This is a genomic window from Photorhabdus kleinii (assembly GCF_025384885.1).
Lineage (GTDB): Bacteria > Pseudomonadota > Gammaproteobacteria > Enterobacterales > Enterobacteriaceae > Photorhabdus > Photorhabdus kayaii.
Window position 1 is genome coordinate 263,078 of sequence record NZ_JAJAFY010000001.1, and the last position, 13,957, is coordinate 277,034.

The 13,957-nt window shown below is 35.5% G+C and carries 13 protein-coding genes and 1 pseudogene; 5 read left to right on the forward strand and 9 right to left on the reverse strand.

Annotated features, from left to right (window positions below; all coding sequences use genetic code 11):
- Positions 1-68 precede the first annotated feature (68 nt).
- On the forward strand, positions 69-1,691 hold the full coding sequence (locus LG003_RS01230) for a peptide ABC transporter substrate-binding protein (protein ID WP_262979998.1): 1,623 nt from the start codon (positions 69-71) through the stop codon (positions 1,689-1,691).
- A gap of 16 nt (positions 1,692-1,707) precedes the next feature.
- A complete protein-coding gene (gene zntB, locus LG003_RS01235) occupies positions 1,708-2,691 on the forward strand; it encodes a zinc transporter ZntB (protein ID WP_262979999.1) in 984 nt (327 codons plus the stop codon).
- 476 nt (positions 2,692-3,167) lie between these two features.
- On the opposite strand, the gene ttcA is transcribed toward zntB, so the two are convergent.
- From ttcA to LG003_RS01255, 4 genes are all read right to left on the reverse strand, one after another.
- Positions 3,168-4,097, reverse strand: coding sequence for a tRNA 2-thiocytidine(32) synthetase TtcA (gene ttcA / locus LG003_RS01240; protein WP_262980047.1), 930 nt, complete (start codon positions 4,095-4,097; stop codon positions 3,168-3,170).
- A 1,392-nt stretch (positions 4,098-5,489) separates the two neighbouring features.
- Complete coding sequence (locus LG003_RS01245; protein ID WP_112875802.1) at positions 5,490-5,894, reverse strand: hypothetical protein; 405 nt, start codon at positions 5,892-5,894, stop codon at positions 5,490-5,492.
- A gap of 371 nt (positions 5,895-6,265) precedes the next feature.
- On the reverse strand, positions 6,266-6,673 hold the full coding sequence (locus LG003_RS01250; RefSeq protein ID WP_262980000.1) for a hypothetical protein: 408 nt from the start codon (positions 6,671-6,673) through the stop codon (positions 6,266-6,268).
- Between the two features lies 1 nt (position 6,674).
- Positions 6,675-7,676 carry a hypothetical protein gene (locus LG003_RS01255; protein WP_262980001.1) on the reverse strand — a complete coding sequence of 334 codons (1,002 nt, stop codon included), beginning with the start codon at positions 7,674-7,676 and terminating at the stop codon, positions 6,675-6,677.
- 378 nt (positions 7,677-8,054) lie between these two features.
- Here LG003_RS01255 and tssD (LG003_RS01260) point away from each other — a divergent pair, with 378 nt between their 5' ends.
- On the forward strand, positions 8,055-8,294 hold the full coding sequence (gene tssD, locus LG003_RS01260) for a type VI secretion system tube protein TssD (protein WP_112875805.1): 240 nt from the start codon (positions 8,055-8,057) through the stop codon (positions 8,292-8,294).
- Between the two features lie 46 nt (positions 8,295-8,340).
- Here tssD (LG003_RS01260) and LG003_RS01265 read toward each other — a convergent pair whose 3' ends face one another.
- The 3 genes from LG003_RS01265 to LG003_RS01275 all read right to left on the reverse strand — a co-directional run bounded on the left by LG003_RS01265 (position 8,341) and on the right by LG003_RS01275 (position 10,491).
- Positions 8,341-8,754, reverse strand: a complete 414-nt coding sequence (locus tag LG003_RS01265; RefSeq protein WP_112875806.1) for a hypothetical protein — start codon at positions 8,752-8,754, stop codon at positions 8,341-8,343.
- A gap of 314 nt (positions 8,755-9,068) precedes the next feature.
- Positions 9,069-9,488, reverse strand: coding sequence for a hypothetical protein (locus tag LG003_RS01270; RefSeq protein WP_262980002.1), 420 nt, complete (start codon positions 9,486-9,488; stop codon positions 9,069-9,071).
- A gap of 1 nt (position 9,489) precedes the next feature.
- On the reverse strand, positions 9,490-10,491 hold the full coding sequence (locus LG003_RS01275; protein WP_262980003.1) for a hypothetical protein: 1,002 nt from the start codon (positions 10,489-10,491) through the stop codon (positions 9,490-9,492).
- A 378-nt stretch (positions 10,492-10,869) separates the two neighbouring features.
- Between LG003_RS01275 and tssD (LG003_RS01280) the strand changes: the two are divergent.
- Positions 10,870-11,138: pseudogene (gene tssD, locus LG003_RS01280) on the forward strand (type VI secretion system tube protein TssD); the annotation flags it as partial.
- Positions 11,139-11,335: 197 nt separating this feature from the next.
- Here the strand turns inward: tssD (LG003_RS01280) and LG003_RS01285 are convergent.
- Together LG003_RS01285 and LG003_RS01290 are read right to left on the reverse strand one after the other, a co-directional pair.
- Complete coding sequence (locus LG003_RS01285; protein ID WP_112875809.1) at positions 11,336-11,572, reverse strand: hypothetical protein; 237 nt, start codon at positions 11,570-11,572, stop codon at positions 11,336-11,338.
- Between the two features lie 469 nt (positions 11,573-12,041).
- Positions 12,042-12,929: a hypothetical protein gene (locus LG003_RS01290; protein ID WP_146748303.1), complete on the reverse strand. Its 888-nt coding sequence runs from the start codon at positions 12,927-12,929 to the stop codon at positions 12,042-12,044.
- Between the two features lie 505 nt (positions 12,930-13,434).
- Between LG003_RS01290 and LG003_RS01295 the strand changes: the two genes are divergently transcribed.
- Positions 13,435-13,914 (forward strand): Hcp family type VI secretion system effector, encoded by a 480-nt coding sequence (locus LG003_RS01295; protein WP_112875811.1) that lies wholly within the window; start codon positions 13,435-13,437, stop codon positions 13,912-13,914.
- Positions 13,915-13,957 lie beyond the last annotated feature (43 nt).

The following is a 13,957-nucleotide window of genomic DNA, read 5'->3' on the forward strand; positions in this document are numbered from 1 at the left end:
TCATTTCGACAATGGCTTATAATTTAGTATTGGGATATTTATTTTATAACAGGGCAGATTATTATCTTATGCGTTATTTGAATCTGATTTCTTGTGCACTACTTATCAATAGTTCTCTTATCTCCGTTTCTGCTTTCGCTGCAGAAGTTCCTGCTGGCACTCAGCTTAATGACAAACAGGAATTGGTGCGTCATCTAAAAGACGAACCGGCGTCCTTAGACCCGATGAATGCCGTGGGTTTGACAGAAGCGCAAGTTCAGCGTGATCTGTTTGAAGGGTTGGTGAATCAGGATGCGTATGGCAAGGCCATTCCCGGCGTCGCAACAGCGTGGAAAACCGCAGACAACAAAACTTGGTTTTTTACCTTGCGTTCTGATGCTCGTTGGTCAAACGGCGAACCCGTTACTGCGACAGATTTTGTGTATAGTTGGCAGCGGTTGGTCACGCCGGCTAATACCTCTTCTTTTGCTTGGTTTGCCGCACTAGCGGGTATCGAGAATGCTCAGGGAATTATTGATGGTAAATTAATTCCGGCAAAACTGGGTGTTGAGGCCATTGATAAGCACACATTAAAGGTGACATTAAACCGGCCTGTGCCTTATTTTCCCAATCTGACGGCGAATTTCAGTCTCTATCCGGTAAATAAGAAAATAGTAGAAAAATATGGGAAAGAGTGGATAAAAGTTGGTCATTTGGTGGGGAATGGCGCTTTCAAATTACATGATCGAATTGTTAATGAAAAAATCGTTCTGACACCAAACCCTTATTACTGGGATCATAAAAAAACCGTCCTGACCAAAGTCACATTTGTACCAATTAATCAGGAATCACACGCGACTAAACGTTATCTAGCGGATGATTTGGATATCACCGAATCTTTTCCGAAAAATATGTATAAAAAATTGCAGCATGAATTACCTGGGCAAGTCTATACGCCGGATCAGTTGGGGACCTATTATTACGCTTTTAACACCCAACGTGCGCCAACGAATAATGCCAGAGTGCGTAAAGCGCTTTCTATGACAATTGACCGTAAAGTCATTGCGGAAAAAGTCTTGGCGACAGGAGAGAAACCTGCCTGGCATTTTACGCCGGATGTGACCGCGGGTTTCCATCCTGTGCTTAGTGACATGGAACAACATACACAGGCAGAACTGGACCAACAGGCTAAAGTTTTGTTACAAGCGGCGGGTTACGGGCCGAACAATCCACTGAAACTTTCTCTGCTCTATAATAATTCCGAAAACCATCAGAAAATTGCGATTGCTATTGCCTCTATGTGGAAGAAAAAACTGGGGGTGCAAGTAAGTTTGATGAATCAGGAATGGAAAACTTATATTGATAGCCGTAACACGGGTAATTTTGATGTTATTCGTGCATCTTGGGTGGGTGATTATAACGAACCTTCTACATTTCTAAGCCTGTTAACGTCAACGCATAGTGGCAATATTGCGAAATTCCATCAGGCAAATTATGACAAATTACTAAAATCTGCTAGTTTGCGAACAGATGATGCTTTAAGAAACGATGACTATAACAAAGCGGAGCAAATGATTGCTGAACAGGCGCCTATTGCACCGATTTATCAATACACTAACGGCAGGTTGATAAAACCTTGGTTAAAAGGATACCCGATCACCAATCCTGAAGACGTGGCATATAGCCATACTATGTACATAATTAAGCACTAAGGGTAAGGAGCTGGATGTGGAGACCATTTATGGTTCATCATTGAAAGAGGCTGATGCAGTCTATGCTTGTCAGTTTGATGGTCAAGGCGGCATGACATCGATTGATATGAATGGATTAGCCACACCAGCTCAACCTTTCTGGCAACATCTGGATTACCATAATCCCAAGAGTTACCGCTGGATAATGGACACGGATTTGTTACCAGAAACTGTCAAAAAGGGGCTGGCAGGAGAGAGTTTTAGGCCGAAAATAGTTCGTACCGGTAATGGGACGATGATCACGTTACGAACAATTAATAGCAATAAAAGTGAACGTCCTGATCAACTAGTCACATTCCGTATTTATATTAATGCTGAAATTATCGTTTCCAGTCGCCATCGTAAAGTTCATTCACTTGAGCAGGTACTGAGTGATTTACAGAATGGGATAGGCGCGAAAACGACCGGGCACTGGTTGGTTGAAATAGCTGATGCAATAACCGATGAAGTGGGTAATTTTATTGAAGATCTTCATGACAACCTTATTGAGCTTGAGAATATGATTCTTGAGCAACGGATACCGGGGCGGGGTGGGTTGGCTTTACTGCGTAAGCAATTGATTATTCTGCGCCGTTATATGGCTCCTCAAAGAGATGTATTTGCTCGTCTTGCCAATGAAAGATTACTCTGGATGAGTGATGAAGATCGTCATCGAATGCAGGAAATAGCTGACCGCTTGGGAAGAGAGTTGGATGATTTGGATGGTTGTATTGCTCGCACAGCGATTATTTCAGATGAAATTACATCTATGATGGCGGATGCGATGAACCGTCGTACTTATACTATGTCATTATTTGCCATGATTTTTTTACCGACAACATTCCTGACTGGATTATTTGGTGTCAACCTTGGCGGTATTCCTGGTAATGAAAACCATCTGGGTTTTAGTATTTTTTGTTTGCTGTTATTGGGATTGATTATATTTGTTGCCTGGTGGTTAAAAAGAAGTAAATGGCTATGAAAATTAAATAGTTATTTGGAGATATGAAACATAACTACGGAGAAGTGTTACTAAAACTAGCCCTTAATTTGAGATATATCAATATTCACCAGTCGTCATTGAGGCATGATAACTCTCGCAGGTGAAAACAACGTTAAGCGATGAATGTTGTTCTCCGTAATTGTAGTTTTTCTCACATAAGTCTTTATACAGAATAATTGCCCATTCTTGTGCCGATATTAATTTCTAATGTCGGCTTTTTTTATTTTTCATTTGTTGCTTTAGGAAAATAAATAAAAATCAAGACGAAAGTGAAAGAGAAGCAGAAATTAACGCTCTGAGATATATCCAGAGCGGTATGGTTAAGAATATACCCGTCATCTTTCAAGTTGCCTCTTTGTTGGCTGCACTCGCTCACCCCGGTCACATAGTTACCTATGCTCCCGGGGATTCACTCCCTTGCCGTCGCGATGCATCTTGAAATCCATAGGGTATAACTATTTGACTTCAATGATATCCAGCCGTTCTGATTGATAATCGGGTTGATCTTCTATATCAACAACGGGTTGTATGGGTAATTCTTCGCGGTCAAAAGCGAGATCGCCACCATCAATCACTTCGTTGCCGTGAGTGATATTTTTAAAATTGAATAGATTAAAATCGCTGAGATGCGATGGAACGACATTTTGTACCGCACGAAACATGGTTTCAATTCTGCCCGGATAACGCTTATCCCATTCCCGTAACATATCCTTGATAACTTGACGTTGCAGGTTGGGTTGTGAACCACAGAGATTACAAGGAATGATTGGGAATGCTTTGGCGGTTGCATAGCGCTCAATATCTTTCTCACGGCAATAGGCAAGAGGGCGAATGACAATATGTTTACCATCATCACTCATCAACTTTGGCGGCATACCTTTTAGTTTGCCACCGTAAAACATGTTGAGAAATAAAGTTTGCAAAATATCATCACGATGATGGCCTAATGCAATTTTCGTTGCGCCCAACTCAGTGGCTGTACGATATAAGATGCCACGGCGTAGACGCGAACAGAGTGAACACGTTGTTTTACCTTCGGGTATTTTCTCTTTCACTATGCCATAAGTATTTTCTTCGACAATTTTATATTCGACACCCAGTTCATCCAGATAAGCGGGAAGGATATGCTCAGGAAAACCAGGTTGTTTCTGATCCAGATTAACTGCAACAAGTGAAAAATTAACCGGAGCACTTTTTTGCAGATTTTGCAGGATAGATAGCAGGGTATAGCTGTCTTTACCACCAGAAAGGCAGACCATAATACGATCGCCTTCCTCAATCATATTGAAATCAGCGATTGCTTGACCGACATCACGGCGTAAACGCTTCTGTAATTTGTTCAGATTATATTGTTGTTTCTGATCCACCACGGACACTCTGTAGATAATGTTTAAATGGGATTTAGGGGGTGGAGTATACCATTTTTATTACCTGACACCTTAAAAGAGTTTGCGATAGATTCCGCTCGTTTTTACCTGTTAATGCTAATGAATTGATAGCTTTTTCTGTTGTCGAAGATGAAGAGCGTGCATACTCTGGATTCTATTGGTAACCGGTGTCAGAATGGAGATGAAAATCAAATTATGGTGTTGCAATTCAATCATGGTTTAACTGTTATTTAGATCGAGCTTCTTGATTTAGTACAATGAATAAAGTTTTTGAATCAAGGCTATTATTGTTGCTGTAAAACTAGGGATAGCTGGTTGTTAAATTTGTTGAACTAGGGGTTCAATCGAACTATTATCACGTTAGATGATATAAATTTATATCATGTTAAATGACATCAATTTGATAAAAAACCAGTGAGCCATGTACCCATGACAAATGGGGTTGTTATTATGTGAACCTTTATTGGTATCTGCTGAATAAGAGAGGGGGAGATGATGAAAAGATTTATTTGTGATGAATTCGAATGGGTTTGACCATTAAAATAGTAAAATATACAGGTAATGGACAGGTTAAGCGAAAAGCGGAGCAGAGCCTCCGCTCATTTTTTTACCGATTAGCAATTGGTAAAAAATAAAGCAATTTGAAATTGATCATAAACACCCAAAAAACGGTCCAGTTTTACACCTGCTGATAAATAAGGTCCTTTTTCTATATATGATTCAATAATTTCATCCATCTTACTCTGATTTGTTTTATAAATAACTATTGATACAACTAAGAAAATAAAATATAAAAAATAAGCATGATGACAAGAGTTGATCTTTTCATGCTATTGGTATTTTAATTAATAGGATGTGTTTTATGTATTCGTCAAACACTTGTATAACAAGATAAGTATACTGCTTAAGGTGAATGAAAATATAGAAATAGAAAACAAAAAATAATATATAATCATTATTGAAGAAAGTTTTTTAGGTATACTCTTTGCAAACTCATATGCTTCTTCCGGTATGGAATTACCTATATAAGCACGAGATATTATAGTCTTTCTTCTAGTTATTATCTGGTAGAAGAAACAGGATAGATAATAACTGCCAAAAAACCAGAAAACGATATTATATATATAATTTGTGGTATAAAAAATCCTTTTTGTGTATATTTTTCTCTGATTTATTCGAAGGATGATTTCTTTATCCCATAAAAAAAGAATAAAAATAGTAGCAAAAACAGACTAACTAAAAATAAAGAAATCATGAGAAAGTTAATTGTATTAATTAAGATATTCATGTTATTCACTTACTATTTTGTCGATTAAAAACTCTCCTGCGGTGCTTCCGGCAACTCCACCTACTACACTACCGACAGCCACGCATATCCATTTAGCACGATTAATAATCTTTTTGAATTAAGATTATTATTGTTGATATGAGAGAAAATGCTGCACCTATATAAGTGGTAATGATGCATGTTTTCATCCAATTCGTTAAACTGGAGGGTAGATTTTGAATAAAGTTATAAGATTCTTGGTGCATATATTTACTATCAGGCTGATTTATCTTCATTTTTTTTCCAGTTAACAACCTGTAGAAGAACAAAACGACGTGAATCTGATCACGCATCCTTCCGAAGCGTTGTATCATTATGCCTGTTGGTAAATAAAGTCCTTCTTCTATATATAATTCAATAATTTTATCCATCTTTTTTTGATTTATTTTGTAAATGGCTATTGATATAATCAAAAATAAAAGAGATAAAAAAAGACATATTGTCATTATCAAATCTAACATGTTCATAATTAATTTCCTATAAACAAATCTACAATAAATTCCTCGGTTTTCTCAAATCCATAGCTGCCTGTAGCCTTTCTAATTAAGAATTCTTCTGAAAAATTCCTAATTAAAGAACGGCAAGATATATTTGTCATATGTAAGAAATACTATCCAAATAGTGAAAAATAATAAACTGATTAAGAGATAATAACAATAAGAGGAATTATCCTGTGCATATTAATCTCCGGGAAAAGATTTGCCCATTTATTTTCTATTTTTATTCCCAATATGACCTCCAAATCTTATCGCGTATTTTTAGTTAGGTTTAAATTTAAATGTATTTTTCAAATAAGAACATTGCCATTGATATAAAGAGGAATATTCCACCTATATAGTTAAACGTATTTTTGAAATAAGTATATTGCCATTGATATAATGAAGGATGCAACACTTATATTGATGGTAATGAAACATGATTTTATCCAGTGAGTTAAATTGGGGGGTAAATTTTGAATAAAATCGTAAGACTCTTTTGGCATATATTTACTATTAGGTTTATTTATTCTTATTCTTTTTCCTGTTAATAATCTATAGAAAAATGCGGCAGTATAAAATTGACCGTGAATACCCATAAAATGCCCTATATATGCTCCTGATGATAAACAAAACCCTTTTTCCATATATAATTCAATAATTTTATCCATCTTTTTTTGATTTATTTTGTAAATAGCTGCTGATATAATGAAAAAACCAATAAAAGAAGCGCAAGAAATAAGTAAAATGATAAAAGTGACTCTATTCATATTAAAACCCCATTGAATATTCAACAATAAATTCGAGGAACAATTCTCCTCCTTTGCTGCCAATATAACCACCGGCAAGACCGCCGCCTGCCATGCAAAGTCCGGCAGTTAAGCCATCAGTTACAGCACCAAGAGCAACACATGCTGCGCCCGCGGCAATTCCACCAGCATACGCAAAACCTGCTCCTCCTCCTGTCCTACCAGCAAATTTACTATATTCCTTGATAGCCACTTTTTCACATTTCCCTGTTTGCCCATAATTACAGGCATCAATAACCTGCCCGGTGGTATCAATAAAATCCAGGCCAATGGCAATTCGGCCACCATATTTCATCCATTTGACCATTTTGGCACTGCGGGTAACTATATGACTATATCCCTTTATTGCGCCAACCCCGACTTTATCCCATTGGTGAGCAATGGCTTTGGTTGATAACTTTAGCGCGTGTTTTAAATTAGGATGTTGGTCGATTTTCAAAGAGAGTCGGCCAACTTTATTCAATAATCCCTTTAGGTTACCCATAATCAGTTGTCTTTCTACATAAAACTCGGGACTGGCATATTTTCGGTTTAGCCCATTTAGCCGATATTCTTTTTGATAAAGTTCCTGTAAATTTTTCAAATTTTTTTTAATTTGGGAGAAATAAGTGTCACCCAGAGATGAAGCGGTACCAACCAAAGTTCCTCCCTGATCCAGCACATAGTGAAACAGACCAAAATGACGATGCAAAAATGCCGCGTATTCATTGGGTAAAGTTGAAATGGATTGGTTGACGTCATACTGAGATTGCTTTAATAGCTGTATTATGTGTGGCGGATTATAGGAATCTGGATCTGCAACCAGCAGGATTTGTCCCGGTTTCAGGGATCGGTAATTTGCATTTAATGCCATAAAATAGCGGGCCGCTTCGCTATTTGAATGGCTGAATAACAGACTTGCTTGAAAACTCAATCCTCCAGGTTGCTGTACGACACAGAAACCGGGTTGAATGTTCCTTTTCATAATACTCTATTTGTTCCTGTGGTAGCTTTTAACATGTTGGTTCAACGTTAGGTAACATAACTTAATCAGATAATCGGATTATCTTCAATATGTAGATAAATGGGTTGCTAATCTTTACGGAGTGAGAATTCATGGGAGGTATGATGTATAAATTCAATTTGATTTTGTTTGTTGATATTGATTAATTTACGGTTTTTTCTATGCTAAAGGATAGTAATAGTGGAAGAGATTTATTTATATATTTGGTCTGACTACAAGCCTCCAATATTTACATTTATATAAGATACTTAACGATTCATTACAATTATTTTATTGAAATCAAAGGAAAATAGCTCAGAATAAGAAATTTAATATAAGGTAAATCAATTAAGGTGTAGTATGGAAAATATGATTTATGTGACGATAAAAGGCGAAAATCAAGGGCTTATTTCTCAAGGATGTTCAACTTTAGATTCTATTGGTAATCGGTATCAGAATGGATTTGAAAATAAAATTATGGTGTTGCAATTTAATCATGGGCTGACAGTTGCTCAGCATGTCAATTATCAGCAGGTAAACTTCATTAAATTATTAGATAAATCTTCTCCATTGCTAATGATAGCGGATGCTAACACGTAAAAAACTGGAACTGATATTCAATGTTTATTGAAACTCTTAAATAGGTTTAGCACGAGTAATAATCTTTTTGAATTAAGATTATTATTGTTGATATGAGAAAAAATGCTATACCTATATAAGTGGTAATGATATATATTTTTATCCAATGCGTTAAGCTGGAGGGTAGATTTTGAATAAAGTCATAAGATTCTTGGTGCATATATTTGCTATCAGGATGATTTGTTTTCATTTTTTTTCCAGTTAACAACCTGTAGAAGAACATAACGACTTGAAACTGATCACGCATCCTTCCGAAGCGTTGTATTGTTATTCCTATTGGTAAATAAAATCCTTCTTCTATATATAATTCAATAATTTTATCCATCTTTTTTTGATTTATTTTGTAAATGGCTATTGATATAATCAAAAATAAAAGAGATAAGGAAAGACATATTGTCATTATCAAATCTAACATGTTCATAATTAATTTCCTATAAACAAATCTACAATAAATTCCTCGGTTTTCTCAAATCCATAGCTGCCTATAGCTTTTCTAATTAAGCATTCTTCTGAAAAATTCCTAATTAAAAAACGGCAAGATATATTTATCATATGTAAGAAATACTATCCCAATAGCGAAAGATAATAAACTGATTAAGAGATAATAACAATAAGAGTAATTGTCCTGTGCATATTAATCTCCGGGAAAATATTTAATAGAAGATTTACCCATTGCATTCTCCATTTTTATTCCTAATGTGATCTCCAAGTTTTAGTACGTATTTTTAGTTGAATTCAGTTGAAAATATAAGAGTATTTATGACATAAAGCCGTTACTGTTGATATAAAGAAGAATATAAAACTTATATTAATGGTAATGAAATATATTTTTATCCAATGAGTTAAACTGGAAGGTAAATTTTGAATGAAATCATAAGATTCTTGATACATGTATTTACTGTCAGGTTTATTTATTCTCATTCTTTTTCCCGTCAATAACATGTAGAAAAATGTAGCAACCTGAAACTGACCATAAACACCGATAAAACGACCAATGTTCACGCCTGTTGATAACAAAAGCCCTTTTCCTATATATAATTCAATAATTTTATCCATCTTTTTCTGATTTATTTTGTAAATGGCTATTGATATAATGAGAAAAAGGTTGAAAGAGATAAAAGAAATAACCAAGATGATAAAAGTGACTCTATTCATATTAAAAGCCCATTGAATATTCAACAATAAGTTCGAGGAACCATTCTCCACCTTTACTACCGGCATAACCACCAGCAAGGCCGCCGCCCGCCATGCAAAGTCCGGCAGTTAAGCCATCAGTTGCAGCCCCAAGAGCAATACATGCTGTTCCTGCTGCTAGACCGCTATAATATCCTATACCCATCCCGCCACCTGTTCTGCCAACAAATTTACTATATTCCTTGATAGCCACTTTTTCACATTTCCCTGTTTGCTCATAATTACAGGCATCAATAACCTGCCCGGTGGTATCAATAAAATCCAGGCCAATGGCAATTCGGCCACCATATTTCATCCATTTGACCATTTTGGCACTGCGGGTAACTATATGACTATATCCCTTTATTGCGCCAACCCCGACTTTATCCCATTGGTGAGTAATGGCTTTGGTTGATAACTTTAGCGCGTGTTTTAAATTAGGATGTTGGTCGATTTTCAAAGAGAGTCGGCCAACTTTATTCAATAATCTCTTTAGGTTACCCATAATCAGTTGTCTTTCTACATAAAACTCGGGACTGGCATATTTTCGGTTTAGCCCATTTAGCCGATATTCTTTTTGATAAAGTTCCTGTAAATTTTTCAAATTTTTTTTAATTTGGGAGAAATAAGTGTCACCCATAGATGAAGCGGTACCAACCAAAGTTCCTCCCTGATCCAGCACATAGTGAAACAGACCAAAATGACGATGCAAAAATGCCGCGTATTCATTGGGTAAAGTTGAAATGGATTGGTTGACGTCATACTGAGATTGCTTTAATAGCTGTATTATGTGTGGCGGATTATAGGAATCTGGATCTGCAACCAGCAGGATTTGTCCCGGTTTCAGGGATCGGTAATTTGAATTTAATGCCATAAAATAGCGGGCCGCTTCGCTATTTGAATGGCTGAATAACAGACTTGCTTGAAAACTCAATCCTCCAGGTTGCTGTACGACACAGAAACCGGGTTGAATGTTTCTTTTCATAATACTCTATTTGTTCCTGTGGTAGCTTTTAACATGTTGGCCCGACGTTAGATGACATAACTTAATCAGATAATCGGATTATCTTCAATATGTAGATAAATGGGTTGCTAATCTCTACAGAGTGAGAATTCATAGGAGGTATGATGTATAAATTCAATCTGATTTTGTCTATTAATATTGATTAATTTACGGTTTTTTCTGTGCTAAAGGATAGTAATAGCAGAGAGAATTTTTTATTATCTTTGGCCTGACTACGAGCCTTCAATATTTACATTTATATAAGATACTTAACGATTCATTACAATTATCTTATTGAAATCAAAGGAAAATAACTCAGAATGGGGAGTTGAACATAAGGTAAATTAATTAAGGTGTAATATGGAAAATATGATTTATGTGACGATAAAAGGTGAATCTCAGGGGCTTATTTCTCAAGGATGTTCAACCTTGGATTCTATTGGTAAACCGGTATCAGAATGGACATGAAAATAAAATTATGGTGTTGCAATTCAATCATGGTCTGACAGTTGCTCAGCATGTCAATTATCAGCCGGTAAACTTCATTAAATTATTAGATAAATCTTCTCCATTGCTAATGATAGCGGATGCTAACACGTGAAAAACTGGAACTGATATTCAATGTTTATTGAAACTCTTAAATAGGTTTAGCACGATTAATAATCTTTTTGAATTAAGATTATTATTGTTGATATGAGAGAAAATGCTCCACCTATATAAGTGGTAATGATATATATTTTTATCCAATGTGTTAAGCTGGAGGGTAGATTTTGAATAAAATCATAAGATTCTTGGTGCATATATTTGTTATCAGGATGATTTGTTTTCATTTTTTTCCAGTTAACAACCTGTAGAAAAACATAACGACTTGAAACTGATCACGCATCTTTCCGAAGCGTTGTATTGTTATTCCTATTGGTAAATAAAATCCTTCTTCTATATATAATTCAATGATCTTGTCCATCTTTCTTTGGTTTATTTTATAAATGGCTATTGATACAACTAAGAAAATAATAAATAAAATATAAAAAATAAGCATGATGGCAATAGTTGATCTGTTCATGTTAATTTCCTATTGGTATTTTAATTAATAGGGTGTGTTTTATGTATTCGTTAAATACTTGTATAACAAGATAAGTATACTGCTTAAGGTGAATGAAAATATGGAAATAGAAAATAAATAATAATATATAATTATTATTGAAGCAAGTTTTTTAGGTATACTGTTTGCAAACTCATATGCTTCTTCCGGTATGGAATTACCTATATAAGCACGAGATATTATAGTCTTTTTTTTGGTTATTATTTGGTAAAAGAAACAGGACAAATAATAACTACCATAAAAACCAGAAAACGATATTACATATATAATTTGTGGTATAAAAAATCCTTTTTGTGTATATTTTTCTCTGATTTCTGCGAAGAATGCTTTCTTTATCCCATAAAAAAAGAATAAAAATAGTAGCAAAAACAGACTAACTAAAAATAAAGAAATCATGAGAAAGTTAATTGTATTAATTAGGATACTCATGTTATTCACTTACTATTTTATCGATTAAAAACTCTCCTGCGGTGCTTCCAGCAACTCCACCTACTACACTACCGACAGCTACGCATATCCATCCAACGGCGCCTCCGGCAGGAGCTGATGCTATACCCAATGCTAGACAAATTTCACCTGCTGCTGTTCCAGCACCTATTCCCCCTATAATTCCTCCTCCAGTTCTCCCAGCAAATTTACTATATTCTTTGATAGCTACTTTCTCACATTTCCCTGTTTGCCCATAATTACAGGCATCAATAACTTGCCCGGTGGTATCAGTAAAATCTAAACCGATTGCAACCCAGCCACCATATTTCATCCATTTAACCATTTTTTCACTTTGCATAATTGTTTGACTATATCCCTTTATTGCGCCAACTCCGACTTTATCCCATTGATGAGCAATGGCTTTAGTTGATAACTTTAGCGCATGCTTTAGATTAGGATGTTGGTCGATTTTCAAAGAGAGTCGGCCAACTTTATTCAATAATCCCTTTAGGTTACCCATAATCAATTGTCTTTCTACATAAAACTCGGGACTGACATATTTTCGGTTTAGCCCATTTAGCCGATATTCTTTTTGATAAAGCTTCTGTAATTTTGACAGATTTTTTTTAATTTGGGAGAAATAAGAGTTACCCAGAGATGAAGCGGTACCAACCAAAGTTCCTCCCTGATCCAGCACATAGTGAAACAGACCAAAATGACGATGCAAAAATGCCGCGTATTCATTGGGTAAACTTGAAATGGATCGGTTTACTTCATACTGAGATTGCTTTAATAGCTGTATTATGTGTGGCGGATTATAGGAATCTGGATCTGCAACCAGCAGGATTTGTCCCGGTTGCAGGAATCGGTAATTTGCATTTAATGCCATAAAATACCGGGCCGCTTCGCTATTTGAATGGCTGAATAACAGACTTGCCTGAAAACTCAATCCTCCAGGTTGCTGTACGACACAGAAACCGGGTTGAATGTTTCTTTTCATAATACTCTATTTGTTCCTGTGGTAGCTTTTAACATGTTGGCCTGACGTTAGATGACATAACTTAATCAGATAATCGGATTATCTTCAACATATAGCAAACGGGTTTCTAATCTCTACGGAGTAAGAATTTATAGGGGGTTAAGTGATGTATAAATTCAATCTGGTTTTGTCTGGTAATATTGATTAATTTACGTTTTTTTCTTTACTAAAGGATAGAAATAGTGATGAAAATTTTTTATTATCTTTGGCCTGACTACGAGCCTTCAATATTTACATTTATATAAGATACTTAACGATTCATTACAATTCTCTTATTGAAATCGAAGAAAAATAACTCAAAATGGGGAATTGAACATAAGGTAAATTAATTAAGGTAAGTTAATTAAGGTGTAATATGGCAAATATGATTTATGTGACGATAAAAGGTGAATCTCAGGGGCTTATTTCTCAAGGATGTTCAACTTTAGATTCTATTGGTAACCGGTATCAGAATGGATTTGAAAATAAAATTATGGTGTTGCAATTCAATCATGGACTGACAGTTGCTCAGCATGTCAATTATCAGCCGGTAAACTTTATTAAATTATTAGATAAATCTTCCCCATTGCTAATGATAGCGGCTGCTAACCGTGAAAAGCTGGAACTGACATTTGATATTTATCGGACCTCTTCAATAGGTTCACAAGAACTTTTTTATTCTATCTTGCTCACTGGGACAAGAATTTGTGATTTAAATGTTAATTATCCGCATGTTATTAATGATAATAATGGTCAGCCGGAGGAGGTTGTTTCAGTTCAGTATGCTAATATTACTTGTCGACATCATATGGCGGGAACATCAGGATATCTCATTTGGGATGAGATGGTTTATTGATAAATACAGTTTATACGCTTATATTTTTGTTGGAATGTAAGTG